Source organism: Paeniglutamicibacter kerguelensis (genome assembly GCF_017876535.1).
Classification (GTDB): Bacteria; Actinomycetota; Actinomycetes; order Actinomycetales; family Micrococcaceae; genus Paeniglutamicibacter; species Paeniglutamicibacter kerguelensis.
Genome location: NZ_JAGIOF010000001.1, coordinates 2,136,468 through 2,159,528, shown reverse-complemented (window position 1 = coordinate 2,159,528; position 23,061 = coordinate 2,136,468). Strand labels below are relative to the sequence as shown.

20 protein-coding genes are annotated in these 23,061 nt (G+C 66.6%); 13 read left to right on the top strand and 7 right to left on the bottom strand.

The features are described 5' to 3' along the window. Window positions 1-19: 19 nt before the first annotated feature. Together JOF47_RS09800 and JOF47_RS09795 are read right to left on the bottom strand one after the other, a co-directional pair. On the bottom strand, window positions 20-1,174 hold the full coding sequence (locus tag JOF47_RS09800; protein WP_209997397.1) for a class I SAM-dependent methyltransferase: 1,155 nt from the start codon (window positions 1,172-1,174) through the stop codon (window positions 20-22). Continuing rightward, window positions 1,156-1,830 (bottom strand): YigZ family protein, encoded by a 675-nt coding sequence (locus JOF47_RS09795; RefSeq protein WP_210001551.1) that lies wholly within the window; start codon window positions 1,828-1,830, stop codon window positions 1,156-1,158. Before JOF47_RS09795 ends, JOF47_RS09800 begins: the two co-directional genes overlap by 19 nt. 103 nt (window positions 1,831-1,933) lie before the next feature. Between JOF47_RS09795 and JOF47_RS22175 the strand changes: the two genes are divergently transcribed. The 8 genes from JOF47_RS22175 to JOF47_RS09755 all read left to right on the top strand — a co-directional run bounded on the left by JOF47_RS22175 (window position 1,934) and on the right by JOF47_RS09755 (window position 12,872). Beyond that, window positions 1,934-5,005 (top strand): ATP-binding protein, encoded by a 3,072-nt coding sequence (locus JOF47_RS22175; protein WP_209997396.1) that lies wholly within the window; start codon window positions 1,934-1,936, stop codon window positions 5,003-5,005. Window positions 5,006-5,072: 67 nt separating this feature from the next. Further along, window positions 5,073-6,482 (top strand): FAD-binding oxidoreductase, encoded by a 1,410-nt coding sequence (locus JOF47_RS09785; RefSeq protein WP_209997395.1) that lies wholly within the window; start codon window positions 5,073-5,075, stop codon window positions 6,480-6,482. A 21-nt stretch (window positions 6,483-6,503) separates the two neighbouring features. Next, window positions 6,504-7,121, top strand: coding sequence for a dephospho-CoA kinase (gene coaE / locus JOF47_RS09780; protein WP_209997394.1), 618 nt, complete (start codon window positions 6,504-6,506; stop codon window positions 7,119-7,121). Next, complete coding sequence (locus tag JOF47_RS09775; protein ID WP_209997393.1) at window positions 7,111-7,464, top strand: hypothetical protein; 354 nt, start codon at window positions 7,111-7,113, stop codon at window positions 7,462-7,464. Before coaE ends, JOF47_RS09775 begins: the two co-directional genes overlap by 11 nt. Further along, window positions 7,461-8,042, top strand: a complete 582-nt coding sequence (locus JOF47_RS09770) for a hypothetical protein (protein WP_209997392.1) — start codon at window positions 7,461-7,463, stop codon at window positions 8,040-8,042. Before JOF47_RS09775 ends, JOF47_RS09770 begins: the two co-directional genes overlap by 4 nt. A 4-nt stretch (window positions 8,043-8,046) precedes the next feature. Further along, window positions 8,047-10,149, top strand: coding sequence for an excinuclease ABC subunit UvrB (uvrB, locus tag JOF47_RS09765; protein WP_209997391.1), 2,103 nt, complete (start codon window positions 8,047-8,049; stop codon window positions 10,147-10,149). Window positions 10,150-10,403: 254 nt separating this feature from the next. Continuing rightward, window positions 10,404-11,453: a TerC family protein gene (locus JOF47_RS09760; protein ID WP_377737818.1), complete on the top strand. Its 1,050-nt coding sequence runs from the start codon at window positions 10,404-10,406 to the stop codon at window positions 11,451-11,453. A gap of 96 nt (window positions 11,454-11,549) precedes the next feature. Beyond that, window positions 11,550-12,872, top strand: a complete 1,323-nt coding sequence (locus JOF47_RS09755; RefSeq protein WP_209997390.1) for an MFS transporter — start codon at window positions 11,550-11,552, stop codon at window positions 12,870-12,872. Here JOF47_RS09755 and JOF47_RS09750 read toward each other — a convergent pair. Genes JOF47_RS09750 through JOF47_RS09740 form a run of 3 tightly spaced genes read right to left on the bottom strand, consistent with a single transcriptional unit; the run spans window position 12,869 to window position 15,671 of the window. Further along, window positions 12,869-13,891 carry an SDR family oxidoreductase gene (locus JOF47_RS09750; protein WP_209997389.1) on the bottom strand — a complete coding sequence of 341 codons (1,023 nt, stop codon included), beginning with the start codon at window positions 13,889-13,891 and terminating at the stop codon, window positions 12,869-12,871. The genes JOF47_RS09755 and JOF47_RS09750 overlap by 4 nt on opposite strands. An 11-nt stretch (window positions 13,892-13,902) precedes the next feature. Further along, the gene (locus tag JOF47_RS09745) at window positions 13,903-15,195 is read right to left on the bottom strand and encodes an alpha/beta fold hydrolase (protein ID WP_209997388.1); all 1,293 of its coding nucleotides are present in this window, start codon (window positions 15,193-15,195) and stop codon (window positions 13,903-13,905) included. Continuing rightward, window positions 15,192-15,671 (bottom strand): GNAT family N-acetyltransferase, encoded by a 480-nt coding sequence (locus JOF47_RS09740; RefSeq protein WP_209997387.1) that lies wholly within the window; start codon window positions 15,669-15,671, stop codon window positions 15,192-15,194. Before JOF47_RS09740 ends, JOF47_RS09745 begins: the two co-directional genes overlap by 4 nt. 109 nt (window positions 15,672-15,780) lie before the next feature. Between JOF47_RS09740 and JOF47_RS09735 the strand changes: the two genes are divergently transcribed. Beyond that, window positions 15,781-16,635, top strand: a complete 855-nt coding sequence (locus tag JOF47_RS09735; RefSeq protein WP_209997386.1) for a metal-dependent hydrolase — start codon at window positions 15,781-15,783, stop codon at window positions 16,633-16,635. A gap of 75 nt (window positions 16,636-16,710) precedes the next feature. Here JOF47_RS09735 and JOF47_RS09730 read toward each other — a convergent pair whose 3' ends face one another. Then, window positions 16,711-19,242, bottom strand: a complete 2,532-nt coding sequence (locus tag JOF47_RS09730) for a DEAD/DEAH box helicase (RefSeq protein WP_209997385.1) — start codon at window positions 19,240-19,242, stop codon at window positions 16,711-16,713. A gap of 82 nt (window positions 19,243-19,324) precedes the next feature. Between JOF47_RS09730 and JOF47_RS09725 the strand changes: the two genes are divergently transcribed. From JOF47_RS09725 to JOF47_RS09715, 3 genes are all read left to right on the top strand, one after another. Further along, window positions 19,325-19,924 carry a methyltransferase domain-containing protein gene (locus JOF47_RS09725; RefSeq protein WP_209997384.1) on the top strand — a complete coding sequence of 200 codons (600 nt, stop codon included), beginning with the start codon at window positions 19,325-19,327 and terminating at the stop codon, window positions 19,922-19,924. Between the two features lie 38 nt (window positions 19,925-19,962). Continuing rightward, the gene (locus JOF47_RS09720) at window positions 19,963-20,271 is read left to right on the top strand and encodes a hypothetical protein (protein WP_209997383.1); all 309 of its coding nucleotides are present in this window, start codon (window positions 19,963-19,965) and stop codon (window positions 20,269-20,271) included. 154 nt (window positions 20,272-20,425) lie between these two features. Continuing rightward, window positions 20,426-21,868, top strand: coding sequence for an HNH endonuclease (locus tag JOF47_RS09715; RefSeq protein WP_209997382.1), 1,443 nt, complete (start codon window positions 20,426-20,428; stop codon window positions 21,866-21,868). Window positions 21,869-21,878: 10 nt separating this feature from the next. Here JOF47_RS09715 and JOF47_RS09710 read toward each other — a convergent pair whose 3' ends face one another. After that, window positions 21,879-22,541, bottom strand: coding sequence for an MBL fold metallo-hydrolase (locus JOF47_RS09710; RefSeq protein ID WP_209997381.1), 663 nt, complete (start codon window positions 22,539-22,541; stop codon window positions 21,879-21,881). Window positions 22,542-22,622: 81 nt separating this feature from the next. Here JOF47_RS09710 and JOF47_RS09705 point away from each other — a divergent pair, with 81 nt between their 5' ends. After that, window positions 22,623-23,003 carry a GntR family transcriptional regulator gene (locus JOF47_RS09705; RefSeq protein ID WP_209997380.1) on the top strand — a complete coding sequence of 127 codons (381 nt, stop codon included), beginning with the start codon at window positions 22,623-22,625 and terminating at the stop codon, window positions 23,001-23,003. Window positions 23,004-23,061: the final 58 nt, after the last annotated feature.

The following is a 23,061-nucleotide window of genomic DNA, read 5'->3' as shown; positions in this document are numbered from 1 at the left end:
TGCCGTCGCGAACTCTCCGTTATGCGCGTGTCGAAACCGTAATCGTGAACTTCGGGTTCCTGGCGACCTGGCGGGTGGGGCCCACCAGTTTTTCCAGCTGAGACCTGTAGCCGAGGTGCGAATTCCAGACGCACCACAGCTCGCCCCCGGGCGCCAGCACGCGGCCGGCGTCGGCAATCAGCTTCAGCGCGATCCCCGCGTGCACGGTGTTTCCCATGTGGAACGGCGGGTTGAGCACCACGAGTTCCTCGGAGGCATCCGGCAGCGACGCCAGCGCGTCGTCCTGCACCGGGGCCACGCGGTCCGCCACGCCATTGGCCGCGGCCGTTGCCGCGGTCGAGGCCACGGCGGATGCCGACTGGTCCGAGGCGTACACCGTGAGCAGCGGGTACTTCAGCGCGATGAAGCCGGCGATGGTTCCGTTGCCGCAGCCAAGGTCGACGGCGCGGCCGGCGGTGTCCGGCAAATCCAGGTGCTCGAGCAGGAAACGGGTTCCCGGATCGAGCTTCGCGCCGCCGAAGGTCTCGGCGTAGGCGCGCAGTTCGAGCGGCTTCTCCAGTCCCACGGGGAATGAACCGTGCAGCGGGAAGCGCGGCGCCGGCCGCTGGCCCGCCGGGCGGCCCCCCGCGGCCGTGAGCACGCGGGACTTCTGCCGCGCCAGCGAGGCCGTGACGGTCTCGAAGTAGCGTCCCATGACCTCGTTCATGCCCAGGCCCATGTGCTTGATGCGGCCCGTGGCCATCACCGTGACGTCGGCGGAGGCATGCTCGGCCACGAAGGCCAGCATTTCCTCCAGCGCGTCCAGGGAGCGGGGGAGCTGCATCAGGACCAACGACGCGTTTTCCAGCAACCCGGCGCCCGGCGGCAGGTGCCTGTATTCGCCGGCCAGCTCCGGGAGCAGCCGCTGCGCGTTCGCCTCGATCGCCCGGGCGCCGGAGAGCGCGTCCTGGTGCACGCGCACGGAGCGCACCCCCGCGGTCAGTGCCCCGAGGGTGAGTGCGCCGTAGTGGTCGTTCAGGATGGCGACCCTGCCTGGTTCGGCCGGCCAGCCCGCCTCCGCGGCAAGGTCCAGCAGCAGCCTGTCCGCGGCGTCGAACGCCTGCAGGTTTTCCGCTTCGACGTCGGGCCAGCGGCGCAGCGACTCAAATTCCAGTTTCAACGTACATCCACCCATTCGGTTCCCAGGTTCTCGGCAGTGCTCGAGCCGGCGCTGAGCGTGGCGAGCCGGTCCTTGAACTGCTCGATCGCATCATTCTCGTCGTTCAGTGCCACCCGCAAGGTGGCCAATCGCGGGCCGTAGTCGGTGCCCAGCACCTGGATCCCGCCGGCGCGCAAATCGTTCTCCAGCTTGCCCGCAGCGACGTAGTCCGCGTCCACCCCGAGGATGCGCATGCGCTGGCGGCGGAGAAGCGGGGCCGTGTCCAGGGCGCTGGAGACCGAATCGGAGTATGCGCGCACCAGGCCGCCGGCGCCCAGCAGGATGCCGCCGAAGTAGCGCACCACCACCGCGACGATGTCGGACAGGTCGGTGACCCCCGGCGCCGTCTCTCGCTTGGCCAGCGCGTCGAGCATCGGGATGCCGGCGGTGCCCGAGGGCTCGCCGTCGTCGTTGCTGCGCATGGCCATGCGGTCGGCGCCCAGGATGAACGCGCTGCAGTGGTGCCGCGCATCGAAATGGCTCTTGCGCAGCTCCGCAATCAGGCCGCGCGCCTGCTCCTCGGACTCGACGCGGCGCAGGTAGGTGATGAAACGCGAACGCTTGATCTCCAACTCGTGGACGAAGTCGCCGTCCACCGTCGTATAGGCCGTCGCCATGGATTCGCTGTGCATCACCGATCCATTCTAGTCAGTCGGGACCGGTCGCTCATTGCCTGCCCCGGGCGGCGGTGGGAGAATTCCATGCGGGGGCTAGTCGCCAAAAGGGGCAGGGGCCGTGCTGCAACTGAATCTGCTCGGTGAACAACGTCTCACTTTGCTGGGCGTTGACCTTGTTGCCGGCGGGTCCCGGGCGGTGGAGCTGTTGGCCTATCTTGTCCTGCACCCCGGGATCCGCGTGCCGCGGCCGGTGCTGGCCGGGACGTTTTGGCCCGACACCCCCGAGCGCCAGGCCATGACAAACCTCCGCCGGGAACTGCACAACCTGCGGCAATTGCTGGAGGGGGTCGACTGCCTTGCGGCCTCGAACGGGGCCATCGGCTGGATTCCCGCTCCGGGTCTGCGCGTCGATGTGCAGGTGTTCGCCGCGGAACGCGAAGCCGCCCTGTTGGCGGCGAGCGAGCCGGATCTGCGGGAATTCCTGGCCCACGCCCAGCTGGCCCTGGACGAGTACCGCGGGGATTTGATGCCCGGCAACTACTCGGACTGGGTGCCCGCGGCGCGGGAGCGGATCCGCACCGAATGCACCGCGTTGTGCGACGAGACCGTCGCGGCATGGACCGCACTGGGGGAGGGTCGGCACGCCCTGGCGGTGGCCGGGCAACGCATCGCCATCCAGCCGCTGGAGGAGGCCGGCTACAGGGGACTGATCCGCGCCCACCTGGCCCTCGGGGACCGGGCGGCCGCGCTGCACGCCTTCCACCGCTGCACCGCCGTGCTCGAGCGCGAACTCGGTGTGGCACCTTCGGCCGAAACCCGCAACTTGCTGGGACCCAGCCGCACGCCGGCCGCCGGCGTGGCCGATGCCCTCGGCCGGGGCGCCGGGCACCCGCCGATCGGACGGGCCCGGGAGATGGCCGTGCTGCGGCAATGCTGGGAGGAAACCCGCGCGGGCCGCGGGGGCCTGCTGGTGCTTTCCGGCGCACCGGGCGTCGGCAAGACGCATCTTGCCGCGGCGCTGGGCGACCTGGCCCGGGCCACGGGCGCGGTGGTTGCCCAGGCCCGGTGCGTGGACGCGTCGGGCCGGATCCCGCTGGCGCCGGTGGCGGTGTGGTTGCGCAGCCGGGACTTCGCCCCGGTGCTGGCCACCTTGCCCGCGCCGCTTCGGCGCGAGGCGGCCAGGCTGCTGCCGGAGGTGCTGCCGGACCTGCTGACGGACCTGCTGGAACCCGCGGGCCCCGCGCCCCGGGCCGGGTCCGGGCGGGCCATGGTCGATGCCTGGCAGCGGTTCAGGTTCTTCGAGGCGCTTGCCACGACGGTGGAGTCCACCGGCCGGCCCACCCTGTTTGTGCTCGATGACCTGCAATGGTGCGACGCGGACACCGCCGCCTGGCTGGCCTTCCTGCTGGGATCCGGCAGGGCCGCGAACCTGCTGGTTGCGGCGACCCTGCGCGCCGGCGGGGAAAACGGAGCCGCGGCCGTGGCGGGCCTGCTCCAGGGGGCGCGCAGCGCCGGGCTGCTGCGGGAAATGGGTGTCGCGCCCCTCGAAGCCGCGGCAAGCGGCGAGCTGGCCGGGCACATCCGCGGGCGCGCGCTGGACGAGGCCGAAACGAGGCTGCTGCAGGCGGCCACGGGCGGCTACCCGCTCTACGTCCTGGAGGCCGCGCGCGCGTTCCCGGAGGCGGAGTCGTTTCCGGAGGCGGGGTTCAGCCCGCTGCTGGGACGGCGCATGCAGCGGCTGAGCCCGCAGGCCAGGCACGTCGCGGAACTCGCGGCGGCCTTCGGGCATGACATCAGCCTGGACCTGCTCAGCGAGGCGGGGGACCTGGAGACCGGCGAGCTGGTGGACGCCATCGACGAGCTGTGGGGCCTGGGCATCCTGCTGCCGGCGGGCTCCGGATACGGATTTGGGCACAACCTGCTGCGCGCGGCCGCGTACGAGGGCGCCACCCCGGCCAAGCGCTGGCTGCTGCACCGCCGGCTGGCTCAGGGCCTGGAGCTGCTCCACGCGGGAAACCTCGACGCCGTGGCCTCCACGCTCGCCGAGCAGTACACGCTCGGCTCCAGCCCGGAACGCGCGCTGCCGTTCCACCTGCGCGCCGGGGCCGACGCCGCGCGGGTGTTTGCCAACTCCGCGGCGCTGAAAAGCTACGGCCAGGCACTCGGGCTGATCTCCACCCAGCCGGCGGGCCGCGCGCGGGATACGGCGGAGCTGTCCGTGCGCCGTTCCATGTCCCCTCCGCAGACGGCGCTGCTGGGCTATTCGTCGGCCGAGCTGCTGGGCAACCTCGAACGCATCCGGGAACTCGCCCTGGCGCTGGGGCAGCGGGAGGTGCTGGCGGACAGCCTGATCGGGATCTTCGCCGGCCGCTACGTCCAGGGACGGATCGGGCCGTCCTACAAGATCGCCCGCCAGGCGCTGGAACTTGCCGGGGACGATCCCGACCTTTTGGGCCAGGCGCACTTCGCGGTGGCCGGGGCGGCACAGGGTCTGGGCCGGGCGGCCGAGGCCATCGGGCACTTCGCCCGGTGCAGCGAGATCGGGCGGCCCGGCTACTCCTACATCCTGGGCACCAGGCTGGAGATCCATGCCCGCGGCTGGGCATCCCACGCGCATTGGCTGGTCGGGGACGATGCCCGAGCCACGGAGCTGGCCGACGAGGCGCTGTCCATGTCCGGGCAGGGCGAGCTTCCCTACACGCGGGCCGTGGCCCTGGCCTACGCCGCCCTGCTGCAGCAGCTGCGCGGGGACACCGCCGCCCTGGAGCCACTCACCACGGAATTGCTGGCACTGTGCCGCCGCTACGACCTGGCCTACTACGGGCAGTGGGGCGAGATCCTGCAGGGCCGGCTGGCGGGCGGGCCGGAGGGAACGGCGCAGATCCGCGCCGGAATCGCGGTCTTGCGCGCCCACGACGCGCTGGCCCGCATGCCCTACTGGCTGTCCCTGCTGGCCGAGAACCTGGCCGCCGAGGGGGACCGGAAGGGTGCGTGCGCGGTGCTGGACGCGGCCCTGGCCACTGCCGAACAGCACAGCGACGTCTGGTGGCTGCCGGAGGTGCTGCGCCTGCGCGCCGGCCATGCCCGCGGACCGGAGCGCCGCGGGATGCTCGATCGGGCCCGCGCCCTGGCGGAGGGGCAGGGCAGCACGGCGCTGTTGCGGCGGCTGGAAATGGATGCGAACGCCTGACGAACGCGCGGGCGCCTAGCGTGGAATCCATCAAGAACCACCCCCAAGCACCAAGCAGGAGAACACCATGAGCGGGCAACCGGAAACCACGGAAGCACCCTTCGCCGAACTCGCGGCGTCGTTGCGCGGAACGCTGACCTTGCCGCAGGACGCGACCTACGATGCGGCGCGTGCCGTCTACAACGGCATGGTCGACCGACGCCCGGCGGCCATCGCCCGGGTCGCCGACACCGCGGATATCGTCGCCTGCGTGAACTTCGCCCGCGAGAACGGCGTCGAACTCGCCGTGCGCGGCGGGGGCCACCAGGCCTCCGGGCTGTCGGTCGCCGACGACGCGCTGGTCATCGACCTGGGCGCCATGCGCTCCACCACGATCGACCCCGCGGCCCACACCGTGCGCGTGGACGGCGGGGCGGTGTGGGCCGACGTGGACCACGCCACCGTCGCCTTCGGCATGGCCACCCCCAGCGGCTTCATCGCCTCCACGGGCGTCGGCGGGCTGGCCCTGGGCGGAGGCATCGGCTACCTGACCCGGCGCTTCGGCCTGACGGTGGACAACCTGCTCTCCGCGGACGTGGTACTGGCCGACGGAACCCTTGTCACAGCGGACGAGCACCGGCACCCCGACCTGTTCTGGGCCCTGCGCGGGGGCGGCGGCAACTTCGGCGTCGTCACCTCCTTCACCTTCCGCACCCACGACATCGGGGAGCACGGAGTGATCATTGGGGGCCCCGTGCTCTACGACCTGGCCGACACCCCCGCGGTGATGCGCTGGTACCGGGAGCTGCTGCCCGCGCTGCCGGAGGAGCTCAGCGGCTGGATCGGGCTGCTGACCATCCCGCCGGCGCCGCCGTTCCCCGAGGAGCTCTGGGGCCGCAAGTCCTGCGGCATCATCTGGTGCTACACCGGCGACCACGCGGCCGCCGACGCGGTGCTGGCCCCGGTGCGCGACTACGGCTCACCGCTGGTGGTGGGCCTGCACGCCATGCCGTTCACCGCGCTGCAGCAGGCCTTCGACCCGCTTTTCCCGGCCGGCATGCAGTGGTACTGGCGGGCCGACTTCGTCAGGGAGATCTCCGATGCCGCAATCGACATCCACGCCAAGTACGGCGCCGCCCTGCCCACCGGCCACTCCACCATGCACCTGTACCCGATCGACGGGGCCGCGGCGCGGGTCCCGGCCGACGCCACGGCCTTCGCCTACCGGCAGGGCGGCTGGGCGGGGGTGATCGTCGGGGTCGATCCGGACCCGGCCAACGCGGCGCTGATCACCGGCTGGACCAAGTCGTATTACGACGAGCTGCATCCGACCACCGCCGGCGGGGCCTACGTGAACTTCATGATGGACGAGGGAACCGACCGGATCCGCGCCTCCTACCTGCAGAACTACGACAGGCTGGCCGGCATCAAGGCGAAGTACGACCCGGCCAACCTGTTCCGCCACAACCAGAACATCGCGCCCGCGCCTGTTTCCTAGGACGCCTGTAGGCTAGGACGCATGCTCAATGTTGGTTTGACAGGCGGGATCGCCGCAGGGAAATCCGCCGTCGCGCGGCAGCTGGCCGAACTCGGCGCGGTGCTCATCGACGCCGACGCCATCGCACGGGCCGTCGTGGAGCCCGGGACCCCCGGGCTCGCGGCGGTCGTCGCCGCGTTCGGGCCCGGAATCCTCACCGCGGACGGGGCGCTTGACCGCCCGGCGTTGGGCGCGCTGGTGTTCAAGGACACCGCCGCGCGCGAAAAGCTGAACTCGATCGTGCACCCGTTGGTGCGCGCCGAGGCCGCCCGCCTGCGCGAGGCCGCCCCCGCGGACGCGGTGATCGTCCAGGACATCCCGCTGCTGGTGGAGACCGGGCAGGGGCAGGACTTCGACGTGGTCCTGGTCGTCGCGGCCCCGCTTCAGGAGCGCCTGCGCCGCATGGCCCGGGACCGCGGCATGAACGAAGCCGATGCCCTGGCACGCATCTCCGCTCAGGCCGCGGACGCGGAACGCGCGGCCGTCGCCGACATTCTCATCGAAAATTCCGGAACCGTCGAAGAGCTGCGGGACCGCGTCAATGAAGTCTGGGAGTCCCTCGATGTCAAGTCACGTGCGGAATCCAAGCATGCCCGCTGACCGCGAAGCGGCCAAGGAGGAACTCCGGGTCTTGCTCGAGGCCGAGCAGGCCCGCGCCGACCGGGAGCTGCGCCGCATCAAGTTCGCTTGGCTTGTCTGCGGGTTGAGCCTTGCCGCCGCGCTGGTGCCGTGGCTGTTCCTCGGTGGCCTCGCGCAATTCGTCTTGCGGGACTCCGGCTACACTGCCGTGGTGTTGGTGCCGGCATGGCTGGCGCTGCTGGGCATCGTCGCGGCCACGTTTGCCGCCGTGCTGTTCATGATGCGCACCATGCGCGCCTCGCTGGGCAACATCGTCGAGCGCGACGTGCGGAAGAACCACGGGTCCCCGCACCGTCGCCCGTGAACACGAATACATTCGCCACCGAATCCTTCCTGCTGATCCCTCACACCGTGACTGACCTCGCGGACTTTTGTGCCCGGCCGGAGCACTACCTGGTGAGTGTCGATCGCGAGGGCAAACGCGCGGCAGCGCTGTGGTTTGACCGCGCCACGCGCAACCCCCACGGAAGCGATGGCCTCGTCCACTTGCTGTATCACGGCCAACAGCTGATCCCGTTGGACCTTTGGGACGAGGTGACGGGCATCTGGCTTGCGCTGCTGGACGTTCTCGAGGGTTTTCTGGCCGTCGGCGAAGGCAACGAAACCCTGTCCGGCCAACCGGCAGCGATCGCCATGAAGGGTGCGCCCCGAAGCGCCACGTTCACGGCTAACAACGTGTCCCACAAGATCGATCCGGCCATAGTCGTTCCAGGCATTCTTGCGGGTGCCGACCGCTACTTCCGTTGGGTCCACAACACCATCGGCGACGGGCAAGGCGAGGCGCTGGCCCGGATCGAGGGTCTTGTCCGCGCCGCAACCGAGACCTTCCGTTCAGCCCAACGCGAGCACCGGCCAACCTGTCCGCCCCAGGGCGTAGCCTAGAAACATGAGTCTTGCCCAGCAAATCAACCGCGTCGTTGCCCCCTTCGAGGTCATCAGCGAGTTCAAGCCCGCCGGCGACCAGCCAACGGCGATCAAGGAACTGACAACACGCATCAACGCGGGCGAAAAGGACGTGGTGCTGCTCGGCGCCACGGGCACCGGCAAGTCCGCCACCACCGCGTGGCTCATCGAAAAGGTGCAGCGCCCCACGCTGGTCATGGTGCAGAACAAGACGCTGGCCGCGCAGCTGGCCAACGAATTCCGCGAGCTGCTGCCCAACAACGCCGTCGAGTACTTCGTCTCCTACTACGACTACTACCAGCCCGAGGCCTACGTGCCGCAGACCGACACCTTCATCGAGAAGGACTCCTCCATCAACGAGGAGGTCGAACGCCTGCGCCACTCGGCCACCAACGCGCTGCTCACCCGCCGCGACGTCATCGTCGTCGCCACCGTTTCCTGCATCTACGGCCTGGGCACCCCCGAGGAGTACGTCGCGGGCATGGTGACCCTGAAGAAGGGCATGGAGCTGAACCGCGACGACCTGCTGCGCAAGTTCGTCTCCATGCAGTACGCCCGCAATGACATGGACTTCCACCGCGGCACCTTCCGCGTGCGCGGGGACACCGTGGAGATCATCCCGATGTACGAGGAACAGGCCCTGCGCATCGAGTTCTTCGGCGACGAGATCGAATCGATCCACACGCTGCACCCGGTCACCGGGGACGTGATCCGCGAGGAAAACGAGATGTACGTGTTCCCGGCCAGCCACTACGTGGCAGGTCCCGAGCGCATGAACCGCGCGATCACCGACATCGAGGACGAGCTGCGCCAGCGCCTGGAAACCCTGGAGAGCCAGAACAAGTTGGTGGAGGCCCAGCGCCTGCGCATGCGCACCACCTACGACCTGGAAATGATGGAGCAGATGGGATTCTGCAACGGCATCGAAAACTACTCCCGGCACATCGACGACCGCGCCGCGGGCACCGCGCCGCACTGCCTCATCGACTATTTCCCCGACGACTTCCTGCTGGTCATCGACGAATCCCACGTCACTGTCCCGCAGATCGGCGCCATGTACGAGGGCGACATGTCGCGCAAGCGCACCTTGGTGGAGCACGGCTTCCGGCTGCCCTCGGCCATGGACAACCGGCCGCTGAAGTGGGACGAGTTCCTCGAGCGCATCGGCCAGACCGTCTACCTCTCGGCGACCCCGGGCAAGTACGAACTCGGCAAGGCCGACGGCGTGGTCCAGCAGATCATCCGCCCCACGGGCCTGATCGACCCCGAGATCATCGTCAAGCCCACCAAGGGGCAGATCGACGACCTGCTCGACGAGATCCGCGCACGCGTGGAGCGCAACGAGCGCATCCTGGTCACCACGCTGACCAAGCGCATGGCCGAGGACCTCACCGACTACTTCACCGAACACGGGGTCAAGGTCCAGTACCTGCACTCCGACGTCGACACGTTGCGCCGCGTCGAGCTGCTGCGCGAGCTGCGCATGGGCCTGTTCGACGTGCTGGTCGGCATCAACCTGCTCCGTGAGGGCCTCGACCTGCCCGAGGTCTCGCTCGTGGCGATCCTCGATGCCGACAAGCAGGGCTTCCTGCGCTCGGCTACCTCGCTGATCCAGACCATCGGCCGTGCCGCCCGAAACGTCGACGGCCAGGTCCACATGTACGCGGACAAGATCACCGACGCCATGGCGCAGGCGATCGAGGAAACCAACCGCCGCCGCGAGGTGCAGCAGAAGTACAACAAGGACCACGGCATCGACCCGCAGCCGCTGCGCAAGAAGATCGCCGACATCACCGATTCGCTGGCCCGCGAGGACGCCGACACCCAGGAATTGCTGAACAACCAGCGACTGGCCAAGAACGCCAAGCGTTCGAGCGCCGGCACCAAGAAGGCACACGAGGTCGTCCGTGCCGACGGCCTGGCCGCGGCCCCGGCGGAGAACCTCGTGGACATGATCAGCCAGATGACCGAGCAGATGCACGCGGCCGCCGCCGAGCTGCACTTCGAGGTTGCCGCCCGCCTGCGCGACGAGGTGTCGGAGCTGAAGAAGGAGCTTCGCCAGATGAAAAACGCAGGTCACGCGTAGGCGCTGTTTCCAGAACCTTGCCAGCCCGGAGACTTGCTCGCATTCGAAGATTCCGGGTAAAGCCGCAGGTCATTCACGTGCCCGAAACATGAGTACGCTAGACTGTTTCAAGCGTAGGGGAGTATCCCAATTGTGCTGTGGTCGTCAACACGCGAGGCATCGATGCCTCGCCGGGCGCAGCGGTCGTCCCAATCTGAGCGGGCGGCGGAGAGACTTGCGGTAATTTCACGTACCCCGTTTTGAAAGGCCCCACATTGGGAAACCACGGCTTGTCGCTGCAGTTTGAGATCATATCTCTGTCTGCATTGTGCATCATTCTTCTTCTTGACCTGCTTTACGTAGTCAAGAAACCACACGAACCTTCGATGAAGGAATCCGGCCTCTGGGTCGGCTTCTACGTCACCCTGGCACTGATCTTCGGCGCCGTTGTCTGGTGGCAGGCGGGCCCGGACCTCGGCCAGCAGTTCATCGCCGGCTGGGTCACCGAGTACTCCTTGAGCATCGACAACCTCTTCGTGTTCATCATCATCATGGCCCGCTTCTCGGTGCCACGTAAGTACCAGCAAGAAGTGTTGATGTTCGGCATCATCATCGCGCTGATCCTGCGCGGCATCTTCATCATCCTCGGTGCCGCTGTCATCGAAAACTACTCGTGGGTCTTCTACATCTTCGGTGCGTTCCTGCTCTGGACCGCATGGAAGCAGGCAACCGACCACGGCGAGGACGAGTCTGAAGGCGCCAACAACGGCCTGGTCTACAAGCTGACCAAGAACCTGCCGATCTCCAAGGAATTCGACGGCAACAAGCTGCGCACCACCATCGACGGCAAGCGCATGTTCACCCCGATGGTGCTGGTCTTCGTGACCATCGGCATGACCGACCTGCTCTTCGCGGTCGACTCGATCCCGGCGATCTTCGGCCTGACCCAGTCCCCGTTCATCGTCTTCACCGCGAACCTGTTCGCTCTGATGGGCCTGCGCCAGCTGTACTTCCTGCTCGGTGGCCTGATGGACCGCCTGGTCTACCTCAAGCACGCTCTGTCGATCATCCTGGCCTTCATCGGCATCAAGCTGGTCTTCCACGCGATGCACGTCAACGAACTGCCGTTCATCAACAACGGCGAGCACATCGAGTGGGTCCCGGACATCTCGATCACGGTCTCGCTGGTTGTCATCCTCGGCACCATTGTGATCGCCACCGTTGCCTCGCTGCTTTCTCCGGCCGGCCGCCGCGCCGCCGCCGAGCACAAGGCCGCACAGGAGATCAAGGCTGCAGACGAAGCAGCCAAGGCCGACTCCGAGTAGTCGACCGGCCCCTGCATGTCCCCGTCGGGGTCCGCTTCCTTCGGGAGACGGGCCCCGACGGTCGTTTAATCCCCGCCCGTTGCTAAGCTTGCGCGGGTGACTACTTCTCCAAAATCGGTGCTCAATCCCGTATCCACCCGCGCCCGGGCGCAGCGCCGCGTGGTGCTCACGCTTTCTGCCTCGCAGCTGCTCTCCGGCGTGGGAAACGGTGCGGGCCTGGCCATCGGCTCGCTCATGGCCGTCGAACTGACCGGATCGAACGCCTTTGCCGGAGCCTCCACCACCGCGATCTCCGTGGCCGGCGCCGTGAGTGCACTGCCGCTGGCGGCGCTGGCGGTCAAACGCGGACGCCGGGTGGCGCTGTCGCTGGGTTACTTCCTGGCGGCGATCGGCGCGGTGCTGATGATACTGGCACCTGTCACCCGGAGTTTTCCCGTGTTGCTGCTCGGTGCGGCGCTGCTCGGCGTGGGGTCCGCGGCGAACCTGCAGGCGCGCTTCGCCGCAACGGACCTGGCCGACGATGCCACCCGCGGCCGCGACCTGGGCCTGGTGGTCTGGTCGATCACCGTCGGCGCGGTAGCCGGCCCGAACCTGATCGGACCCGGATCGGCACTCGGCGCAAGCCTCGGGTTGCCGCCGATGAGCGGGCCGTTCCTCTTTTCCCTGGCCGGCATGGTGTTGGCCATCGTGATCCTGAACATCGGGTTGCGCCCCGACCCGATTTTCCTGGCCCGCGGCTACGACGAGGCCGCCGGGCACCCGACCGCCAAACCCGCACCGGGACGCAAGCGCGGTTCGCTGGCCACGGGACTGGCCGCCGCACGCCAATCGCCGGGCGCGATGCTGGGCATCTCCACGATCGTGGTGGCCCACCTGGTGATGGTCGGGGTCATGTCCATGACGCCGGTGCACCTCAAGGACATGGCAGCGACGCCGGGGCACGCCATGCACCACGGCACCACCGACATCCTGGTGGTTATCGGGTTCACCATCTCCCTGCACATCGCCGGCATGTACGCGCTCTCCCCGCTGGTCGGCTCGCTGGCCGACAGGATGGGGCGGATCCGGATGATGCTGGCCTCCCAGGGCATGCTGGTTGCCGCGGTGCTGGTCTGCGGCCTCGGCGCGGATTCGCAGGCCGCGGTCACCACCGGCCTGGTGCTGCTGGGCCTGGGCTGGTCGATGGCCACCGTCTCCGGCTCGGCGTTCCTGGCCGAACGGGTGGCACGCGAACGCCGGGTGCTGGTGCAGGGCGTCTCCGACACGCTCATGGGCGCCGCCGGTGCAGTGGGTGCCGCCGGGTCCGGGCTGCTGCTGGCCTGGCTGGGATTCGCCGGGCTCGGCTACCTCTGCCTGGTCTTCATCCTGGCCGTCACGGTCTTCTGCCTGCGCGAGCTTGCAAGACAGGGCAAGGCCTAAAGCATCCCCAGCTTCTGCAGGGACCGCGCGGTGTCGACCAGCGAGTCCTCGACGGGCCGCGGCTCCCAGCCGAGGGTGCCGACGGCCTTCGCGTTCGATGCATTCCTCACCACACCCAGCCGGGGGACCAGCTGGCGCAGCGGGGGGACAAAGACCGCCGCAGCGCGCACCAACCAGTTCGGCAACACGCGGGTCGGAATCTTCGAGCCCTCGTTCCCCAGCCGGACCCGCAGGATGCCGGCCATCTGCTCGAGGCTCCACGCCGGACCGGCGACGGCCAGGAACCGCTCGCCCGCGGCCGCCGGATCGACCATCGCGCGCACGTGCAGGTCCGCGACGTCGCGCACGTCGACCACGGGGAGCGAGATTTTCGCCAGCCCCGGCATGCCGCCGGAGAGCAGCCGCCGCACCAGCTCGATCGACGTGGAGAGCTTGGGGCCCAGCACCGGGCCGATGATGGCCACGGGGTTCACCACCGCCAGTTCCAGCGTCCCGCCGTCGGCCGCGATGAAGTCCCAGGCCGCGCGTTCGGCCAGCGCCTTGGATTTGGTGTACGCGCCGATGTCGGCCTGCGGGTTAGACCAGTCGGCCTCGGTGAACTCCGTGTCCCGGGACGGATGCCCGTAGCCGACCGCGGCAAACGAAGAGGTCAGCACCACGCGCTTCACCCCGGCAGCGCGGGAGGCGGAGAGCACCCGCAGGGCGCCGTCGCGGGCGGGGACGATGAGTTCGTTTTCGTCCTTCGGGGCATTGGCCGGGAACGGGGACGCGGTGTGCAGGACGTAGCCGCACCCGGCGGCCGCCGCCTCCCAGCCCGCATCGAACCTCAGGTCCGCCGCGACAATGTCCACCTCGGCGTCGGCCAACCCGGCCATCTCCAGGGCCGCCCAGACCTCCACCTGCCGGTCCATCGAACGCACCGTGGTGCGCACCCGGTAACCGCGCTCCAGCAGCGCCACGATGCAGTGCGCACCCAGGAACCCGGATCCGCCCGTGACCAAAACCAGTTCATCGCCCATGGAAGCGAAATCTACCCCGGTGTGGCGGTCAATTCCAGCAGCTCGGTCATTTCCAGCAGCTTTGCGAAAATCATCGCACCCTCGTCGCTGATTCCGTCGTGGTGGAAGTCGGCGGTTTCCCAGACCTTGAGCCCGGCGACCGCGTTCGCTGTTTCCATCGACAGGTCCCGATCGACGTAGACGTCGTCGGTGTACACGGCCGCGGCCACGGGGACCGTGTTGCGGGCCAGCGCCTCCGCGTCGTAGAGCGGCGCCCAGTCCTCGTGCTCGGAGAGGATGCGGGCGGTTTCCTCCAGCGGGCGCAGCACCGGGTCCGACTCGAAGTACCAGCGGTACACCATTTCGCCGGTGAGCAGCGGAATCTGGGCTGCGGGGGAGAAGGCGGGGAATTCCTCCAGCACGGACTCGGCCGCCCAGCCGGTCGCGGAGCCCTGCCCGTAGATAGATTCGTGCATCAGCGCGTAGAGCGGGTTGCCGGTCCGGTCGGCCTGGTTCTGGATTTCGGCCAGGAAGCTGTCCGAGAGCCGCTCCCCGCCGGGGGTCGGCACGAAGGCACCCTCGAAGACGTGGTGCAGCAGGTGCACGCGGGCGTTGCCGCCGAGGAACTGGCCGAGCATCTGCACCATGGCCACGGTCAGCGGACGCCCGTTGGGAAGGTGTTCCTCGGTGCGCCCGAGGTGGTTCGCGATGCGGGCCAGCGTCTGGCGGTCCTGCGGGTACCAGGAGAAGTACTCCTCGTTGCGCGCGGCCATGCGGGCGTAGGTGGCCCGGTAGACGGTTGCCGCGTCCGCGGTGAGCGAGGCGAGCCCGCCGGTGACCAGGCAGCGCTCCAGCGCCTGCGGGGCGATCGACAGGTAGGTCAGCGTGCAGAAGCCGCCGTAGCTCTGCCCGAACGTGCTCCATTTTTCGATCCCCAGGGCCTCGCGGATGGCCTCGGCGTCGCGCACGATCGAGTCGGCGCGGAAGTGGGTCAGGTAGGCCGCCTGCGCTGCTGCGTCCCCGCGCAGCGGCAGGGTCTGCCGGTTGGCAGGGGTGCTCAAGCCGGTGCCGCGCTGGTCAAGCAGCAGGATGCGGAAGGTCTTGGCTGCCTCTGCCATCCAGCCGGACAGCGAGCCGGGGCGCGGGGCCTTGCCGCCCGGGCCGCCCTGCAGGAAAAGCAGCCACGGCAGTGCCGAGGGGTCCCCGTGCTCGGTGGAAACGATCTCGCGGGCGAACACCGTGATCGTTTCGCCCGCGGGTTTCGCATGGTCCAACGGGACCCGGAAGTAGTGCTCGGTGGCATTCATGCCGCGGAAGGTGTTCATGCGCCGGCCCCCAGATCGGCCAGGGCGGCGCCCTCGAGCCGGCGCACGGTCCAGCCGTCCATGGAACCGGCGCCGAGCGAGTCGTAGAAGCCGATGGCCGGGGCGTTCCAGTCAAGCACGCTCCACTCCACGCGCTTGTAGCCCCGCTGCACGGCGATTGCCGCGAGTTCGCGCAGCAGCGCCGTGCCGTGTCCGCCGCCGCGTGCGGATTCGCGAACGTAGAGGTCCTCCAGGTGGATGCCGTGCGTGCCCTCCCAGGTGGAGTAGGTCAGGTACCACAGGGCGAAGGCGAGCACCTCGCCGTCCACCTCGACCACGTGCGCGTAGACCTGCGGGTTCGCGTCAAAAAGGTGCGCGGCGAGTTCATCCTCGGTGTTTTTTACGGCGTCGGGTTCCCGCTCAAACACTGCTAATTCGTGGATGAGTTGGAGTATTGCGGGGACGTCGGCCGGTTGCGCGGGTCGGAGGTTAGGCATGTGACCAAGCCTACCGGGGCGGATTGCGCGCGGTGAAGCCAACGCGTGGGTGCCGCGTCATAAGGTGGGGGCGATCGAATGCTAGAACAAGTTAGAGGGGGACCCCCATATGATGGGCGGCCACCACGCGGCCACCGGCGCAGCTGCCTGGATCGCGTTGACCACGAGCTTCAAGCTCCCCACCGGCAACCTCCCCGAGATGATCTCGTGGATGCCCGATGCCATCCCGCTGGGCTTCGGCCTGCTGGAACAAACCCCCATCGCCGGCGTCGCCGGTGCCATGGTGTGCGCCGGGGCGGCCCTGCTGCCCGATGCCGACCATCGCCGCGCGACCATCGCACACTCGCTTCCGCCGGTCTCGAACGCCATTTGCGCCGGCATCGGAGAGGTGTCCGGCGGGCACCGCAACGGCACGCACTCGCTGCTGGGCATCGGCGTCTTCACGGCACTGGCCTGGGTGCTGGGCCTCTGGACCATGGACACCGAACGGTTCGGGATCATCTACCCGGGCGCAGGCTTGCTCGCGGTACTGCTGGTGTCCTTCGCGCTCAAGGCGCTGAAGTTCATCCCGGACACCATGGCCAGGCTGCCGTGGCTGCTGTCCATCCCCGCGGGCATTTTCGTGGCGGTCTTTTCCCCGGATGAGCAGAACTGGCTAGTGATTGCCGTGGCCGTCGGCTGCGCCGTGCACATCCTGGGCGACATGCTCACGGTCGGCGGGTGCAACCTGATCTGGCCCATCAAGATCAAGTCCCCGAAGGCTCTGCGCCGGGTTCCCCTGCTCAAGGACATCTGGAAGCCCAGCGGCCGCATTGCCATCCCGCTGCTCGGCAAGGCGGGGTCGGGCCGCGAGTGGCTGCTTTGCGTGCCCGTCTCCGCCTACGCGCTGGTGGGCATGGTGGTGCCGATCCTGCTGGTGCTCAAGGGCCAGATCCAGCCGCTGAGCAAGTTCCTGGGATTGTAGGCCACCCAATGCAAGCAGCCCCGGCGCTTCACTCCTCGCGGAGTCGAAGTGCCGGGGCTGTTGGCGTATCAGCAACTAGTCCAAACGCCCCACACTGGTGACAGTGATGACCGGCATGCCGGCCTCGTCGGAATCGGCGAGGTTCACCGTCGCCTCGATGCCCCAGTCGTGGTTGTTCGCCGGGTCGGCGAAGATCTGGCGCACCTTCCAGGCTTGGGCGCCCGGGGTGATGATCAACAGGTTCGGGCCGCGGCCGCCGGGGCCGTCGTCGATGTCCTCGTGCTCCTCGAAGTACGCGTCCATGGCGTCGGCCCAGGCATCGGAGTCGAATCCGTTGTGCCCGTCCAAATCGCCCAGTGCGCCGTCCTGTTCGTCGGCGAAGAGCTTCACGCGCTTGAACATGTCGTTGCGGACCATGACGCGGAAGGCGCGCTCGTTGGAGGTCAGGCGCTCCGGTGCCGGCGGGATGATCTCCGCGTCGGGCTCGTGCAGCACGCCGTTGGCCAGCTCTTCCCATTCGTCCAGCAGCGAGGAGTCGATCTGGCGGATCATTTCGCCGAGCCATTCGATGAGGTCCTCGAGGTCCTCGCGCAGCGCATCCTGCGGGACGGTCTGGCGCAGCGCCTTGTAGGCGTCGGTCAGGTAGCGCAGCAGCACGCCCTCGGAGCGGGCCAGCGAGTAGAACTGCACGTATTCGCTGAAGCTCATGGCGCGCTCATACATGTCGCGGACCACGGACTTCGGGGCGACCTCGAAGTCGCCGAGCCAGGGGGCGCCGGCGCGGTACTGCTCGAACGCGTCACCGAGCACCTGCGCCAGCGGCTGCGGGTAGCTGACCTCTTCCAGGGCCGCCATGCGGGCGTCGTACTCCATGCCCTCTGCCTTCATCGCGGCGATCGCCTCGCCACGGGCCTTCTTCTCCTGGGCGGAGAGCACCTGGCGCGGCTTTTCCAGCGTGGCCTCGATGACCGAGACGACATCCAGCGCGTACCCGGCGCTTTCCTCGTCGAAGAGCTCCAGGGCCGCCAGCGCGAACGGGGACAGCGGCTGGTTCAGTGCGAAGTTCTGCTGCAGGTGCACGGTCAGCGCGAGCTTGTTGCCGTATTCGTCGGGCACATCCAGGCGTTCGACGACGCCGGTGGCCAATAGTTCGCGCAGGATGCCCAGGGCCTTGCGCTGCAGGGCGCGCTGCTTGGCCGGAGACTCGTGGTTCTCGGTGAGCAGGCGGCGGGCCGCCGCGAACGAGTCGCCCTTGCGGTCCAGCAGGTTCAGCAGCATCGAGTGGGTGACCACGAACGAGGAGCTCAGCGGTTCCGGGGTGGAGACGATGATGCGCTCGTAGGTCTTCTCGCCCCAGGTCACGAAGCCCTGCGGCGGCTTCTTCTTGACGACCTGGCGGATCTTCTTGGAGTCGTCGCCGAACTTGGCCAACGCCTTCTCCATGGCCTTCTTGTTTTCGATGGCGTGCTCGGGGGCCTGGACCACCACGGTTCCGGCGGTGTCGAAGCCGGCGCGTCCGGCACGGCCGGCGATCTGGTGGAATTCGCGGGAGTTCAGCAGTCGGGTGCGGATGCCGTCGTACTTGGACAGCGCGGTGATCAACACGGTGCGGATGGGCACGTTGATGCCCACGCCCAAGGTGTCGGTGCCGCAGATGACCTTGAGCAAGCCGGCCTGGGCCAGCTGTTCGACCAGACGGCGGTACTTGGGCAACATGCCCGCGTGGTGTACACCGATGCCGTGGCGCACCAGCCGGTTCAGCGTCTTGCCGAATCCCGCGGCGAAGCGGAACCCGGCGATCAGCTCGGAAATCCTGTCCTTTTCCTCACGGGTGCAGACGTTGATGCTCATCAGGCTGCTGGCACGGTCGATGGCCTCGAGCTGGCTGAAGTGCACGACGTAGATCGGTACCTGCCGGGTCTTCAGCAGTTCCTCGATGGCTTCCTGCACAGGGTCCTGCGAGTAGTAGTAGTGCAGGGGGATCGGCCGTTCGGCGTGCGCCACGGTGGTGGTTTCGCGTCCGGTGCGCAGCGTGAGTTCGTCTTCGAAGCGGCTGACATCGCCGAGGGTCGCCGACATCAGCAGGAATTGTGCCTGCGGCAGTTCCAGCAGCGGCACCTGCCACGCCCAGCCGCGCTGCGGGTCGGCGTAGAAGTGGAATTCGTCCATGACAACCGGGCCGAGGTCGGCGCTCTTGCCTTCGCGCAAGGCGATGTTGGCCAGGATCTCCGCGGTGCAGCAAATGATCGGCGCATCCTGGTTGACCGAGGAATCACCGGTGACCATGCCGACGTTTTCCGCACCGAAGATCTTGCACAGGTCGAAGAACTTCTCGGAGACCAGCGCCTTGATGGGTGCGGTGTAGTAGCTGCGTTCCCCGCGGGCTAGCGCATAGAAGTGCGCCGCGACGGCCACCAGCGACTTGCCCGAGCCGGTGGGCGTTGCCAGGATGACGTTGTTGCCGGCCACGATTTCCATGACGGCTTCATCTTGTGCCGGGTACAGCCCGATACCGCGGTCCTCCACCCATTTGATGAAGGCTTCGTAGACGGATTCGGCGGTGGCTCCACGCGGGGGAGTGTTCGGCAGCAACTCGGTAAGATTCATGATGTTTCAAGCCTATCGTCTATGTTGCAGTTTCTTTCGGTGGGGCTGGAGCGGGCCGCTTCGCTGGATCTAGTCTGTGAGGATGAAATGGGACCCGGAAAAGTATGTGCAGTTCGCCGACCATCGTGACCGGCCGTTTTTTGATCTGACTGCACGCGTTGCCGCCGAGGCGCCGCGCCTCGTGGTCGATCTGGGGTGTGGCCCGGGCCCGCTGACACGGTCGCTGGCCGAGCGATGGCCAGAGGCCCGTGTTGTTGGTTTGGATTCCTCGCACGAAATGGTCCAGAAGGCCCGTTCCACACAGCGTGCCCCCGGCCTGGAGTTCGAGCTTGCCGACTCGGAGCGTTGGGCTCCGCGGCTGGCTGGTGTGTTGCGGCACAAAAACGCGGTGGGGGAGCCGGAGGGCTACCTGAAGATCCTGCTTGCGGCGGGATTTGAGGCCGATGTCTGGGAAACCACGTATGGGCAGGTCCTGACGGGCGAGAACCCGGTGCTCGAGTGGGTGCGCGGCACGGCATTGCGTCCCATCCTTGCCAAGTTGGATGCCGTGGAGGCGGCCGAGTTTGAAGCAGACTATGCGAGGCTTGTCGCGCAGGCATACCCGTCGTTCGAAGGTACCGGCGGCGTCCTTCTGACCATGTTCCCGTTCCGTCGAATTTTCATGGTTGGCCGCAAACGCTGAATTCGGTTCAACTCCCGTAAAGCTCATAGGGTGGGGGCATGAGACGACTCCTCCCAGTCCTGGCCATCCTTGGATTGACGCTATCAGGCTGCTCGGAACCTTCCGCGGATGAGTTTCGCCAGCGTGACCTCCAGGGCAATACGGCGTGTATCCATTTTGGAAGCGGCTACGCGGATAGCGGCAATGTGGGACGTACAAATATGGGCAAGGCGGCGGAGCATGGCGCCGTGTCCTCAACGGATTCCATCCGCAACGCGGTTGCCACGGACTCGGCAGGAAAGCTCGTGATTACCGATCTGGAAGCGTTCAAGCAGGCCTGTGAATCGCAAGGCATGTCGTTCAAGTAGTTTTCGAATCCCCCTCCGGGGGGGGGGGGGGCAACCGTCAATACCTCGTGAACGAACGGTGGATTCCATTTAACCTTGTTGACTAGTAGTTTTGCATCAGTGAGAGTGAAGCGAGCTCTTCACAATGCCTCCCAAGAGGCGTACAATAGTAAATATGTTCGAAGACTTCGAGGATGAATCATCGAACCCGGAATCGCTGCCAGTTGAGCAGGCCGGGGAAACGATCCTTGGGCACAGGCCTATCGGCCATGCCCCCGAGAGCCCCGTTACTATTCGAAATTGCGGCGCACTACAGCGTGACGAAGCCTTGGAATTTATTGAGTCGGTCACAGAGGCTTTGGGATATTTCCCACCGGCTGTTGATGAAGCGGCAGGGTTTGCGCGCATTGCCGCCCTGGAAGAACTCAAGTCTTCAGCCTCGGCGACCCAGTCGGTCGAAGCCAAAGCCGCGGAAGAGGCCGTGATTTCTCGCCATGAGGCCGAAGGCAAATACCAGGCCAATCCCAATCGCGGCACGGGCGCTGAAGTAGCGTTGGCGCGGGGCGAATCGCAGTGCTTTGGGCCTCAATTCCTGGCCTACTCCCGATCCATGCTTGAGCACATGCCGCATACGTTCGCAGCATTGAGGCGCGGCAAGATCAAAGAAAATCGTTCAATGGTCATTGTCCGGGAAACCTGCGAACTTGATCCCATGGTCCAAGAGATTATCGACCGAGAACTTGCGGGCAGGCCCGGAAGTCTTAAGGGTGTGGGTACACGAGAGCTCACAGCACGCGTGAAACGACTCACTCTGGCGTTCGACAACACGGTCGAAATGAACAAGAGTTCAGAAGCACTCCGGAAACGGTTCATTTCGGTGAGAGTGGTTCCCGGAGGTTTCATGAGGATCAGTGGGAGCCTTCCCATGGAACAGGGCGTGGCCTTTAATGAGGCCTTGGCGGCTGCTGCAGCCAAGAAGCGTCCGCAGGAAGACCGCCGAACCAACATGCAAGTCAAAGTCGACACTCTCGTTGAGCGTGTCACGGGCCAGTCGCCTGCCAATGGAACGCCATTGTTGGTCAATCTGGTGATGACTGACCGCACCCTGATGCAAGGGGACAGCGAGCCCGCATACCTTAGCGGCTATGGAACCATTCCGGCTGGCTACGCCCGATACCTCGTCACGGGCGACTCGAATCTTTCTCCGAAAGGATCCAAGGCCCAGGTCTGGATTCGACGCCTGTTTACTGCGCCGAGTAGTGGCGAACTTGTCGCCATGGAGTCTTCCAAGCGGATACTGCCCAAGCAACTTAAACGAATGATCGCAGTCAGGGACCAGTTCTGCAGGACGCCATATTGCGACGCCCCTATTCGGCATTACGACCATGTTCAACAAGTTGCGATGGGCGGGAGAACTTCCGCCGTGAACGGCGACGGGCGTTGTGCCTGGTGCAACTACACCAAGGAGACCGAAGGGTGGCGTGAACGCGTGGTTTCTGGTCCACGCCACACCATAGAGATCACCACGCCCAGCGGCCAGGTATTCCTCTCCACGGCACCGCCCTTGCCCGGGACCCCCGAAAGCCCGGCGTTGCCCCCGCCCCTGGATAGTTGCTAGTTCCTGACTTCTACCAGCCCCGGCTTCGCCATTCCTCGAGATGAGGGCGTTCCCTGCCCAATGTCGTGGAGTCTCCATGGCCGGTCAGGACTATCGACTCATCCGGGTAATGTCCAAAAAGACGTTCGGTGACATCGTCCAACAACGACGTAAACCGTTGTGAATCATTCCCGGTATTGCCTACACCGCCAGGGAACAGGGAATCCCCGCTGAAGATCAGGACTGTTCCGCCGCTATCCCGAAGTACGAATGCAATCGATCCGGGAGTGTGGCCCCGCAGGTGAACGCATTCGAGAACCGTCGAACCGACGAAGACCTTGTCCCCATGGCCAAGGGGCGCGTCTATCTTTACCGACGAACCCTCCAAGATCCCTGCGGCGTCTTCCGCGCCGGCATAGGTCTTGACCCCCGTGGAGTCAACCATCTCCTGCAGCGCACGGATGTGGTCCCAGTGCTGGTGTGTCGTGGCAATGCCCGCCAGTGACGTCGGAACTTCCGCGTCGGATGAAGCGGATTGGATCAGTCCCGTGATGGCTTTTGCATCGTCGGCGGCATCGATCAGCAATTGCGCACCGTCGGCTTTGGACGTCACGAGGTAAACGTTGTTGGCCATCTCAGAGACGCTAATGCCTCGAACTGTCACGTCATTCAAGTCATGGAAAATTTCGCTCATGCCAACACCTTACGACGCAACTGCATTCGAGCGGGATAGTCTGAGAAGCAGATCGACAATCCCCATCAAAGGACCAAATCCATGGATAGCAATCCGCTGGCATTCATCAACGTGGACAGCGCTGACAAGATGGCCCCCTATCTGCAGGTGCGTCAGCAGATCCTTGTCGCAATCGCCAAGGGCAAGCTCAAGGCGGGAACCAAGCTTCCTTCGGTGCGGGCGCTCGCCGAACAACTGGGACTCGCGGTGAACACCGCCGCCAAGGTCTACAAGGAGCTGGAAGCCAGCGGTGCGGTGGTAACCCGCGGGCGACACGGCACCATCGTCCAGGCCGCGGACGACGAAGGATCCATTGCCGTGGCCGATGCTGCTTCCGAATTGGCGGCGGTTGCCACGCGTTGGGGAATCAGCGAAAAAGCGGCAATCGGGTACGTCAGGGCGGCCTTTAGCTCGCAGGTTTAACAAAGGCTGGTCGTATTGCTCACATCGACGAGCAATTCGAAGTAGTTTTCGATTAGCA

Coding starts and splice junctions, on each gene's coding strand:
- JOF47_RS09735 (WP_209997386.1), top strand. CDS start 15,781: ATGATGGGCGGCCACCACGCGGCCACCGGCGCAGCTGCCTGGATCGCG.
- JOF47_RS09740 (WP_209997387.1), bottom strand. CDS start 15,671: ATGCCTAACCTCCGACCCGCGCAACCGGCCGACGTCCCCGCAATACTC.
- JOF47_RS09750 (WP_209997389.1), bottom strand. CDS start 13,891: ATGGGCGATGAACTGGTTTTGGTCACGGGCGGATCCGGGTTCCTGGGT.
- JOF47_RS09705 (WP_209997380.1), top strand. CDS start 22,623: ATGGATAGCAATCCGCTGGCATTCATCAACGTGGACAGCGCTGACAAG.
- JOF47_RS09785 (WP_209997395.1), top strand. CDS start 5,073: ATGAGCGGGCAACCGGAAACCACGGAAGCACCCTTCGCCGAACTCGCG.
- JOF47_RS09745 (WP_209997388.1), bottom strand. CDS start 15,195: ATGAACACCTTCCGCGGCATGAATGCCACCGAGCACTACTTCCGGGTC.
- coaE (WP_209997394.1), top strand. CDS start 6,504: ATGCTCAATGTTGGTTTGACAGGCGGGATCGCCGCAGGGAAATCCGCC.
- JOF47_RS09720 (WP_209997383.1), top strand. CDS start 19,963: ATGAGACGACTCCTCCCAGTCCTGGCCATCCTTGGATTGACGCTATCA.
- JOF47_RS09795 (WP_210001551.1), bottom strand. CDS start 1,830: ATGCACAGCGAATCCATGGCGACGGCCTATACGACGGTGGACGGCGAC.
- JOF47_RS09710 (WP_209997381.1), bottom strand. CDS start 22,541: ATGAGCGAAATTTTCCATGACTTGAATGACGTGACAGTTCGAGGCATT.
- uvrB (WP_209997391.1), top strand. CDS start 8,047: ATGAGTCTTGCCCAGCAAATCAACCGCGTCGTTGCCCCCTTCGAGGTC.
- JOF47_RS09715 (WP_209997382.1), top strand. CDS start 20,426: ATGTTCGAAGACTTCGAGGATGAATCATCGAACCCGGAATCGCTGCCA.
- JOF47_RS09730 (WP_209997385.1), bottom strand. CDS start 19,242: ATGAATCTTACCGAGTTGCTGCCGAACACTCCCCCGCGTGGAGCCACC.
- JOF47_RS09800 (WP_209997397.1), bottom strand. CDS start 1,174: ATGGGTGGATGTACGTTGAAACTGGAATTTGAGTCGCTGCGCCGCTGG.
- JOF47_RS09725 (WP_209997384.1), top strand. CDS start 19,325: ATGAAATGGGACCCGGAAAAGTATGTGCAGTTCGCCGACCATCGTGAC.
- JOF47_RS09775 (WP_209997393.1), top strand. CDS start 7,111: ATGCCCGCTGACCGCGAAGCGGCCAAGGAGGAACTCCGGGTCTTGCTC.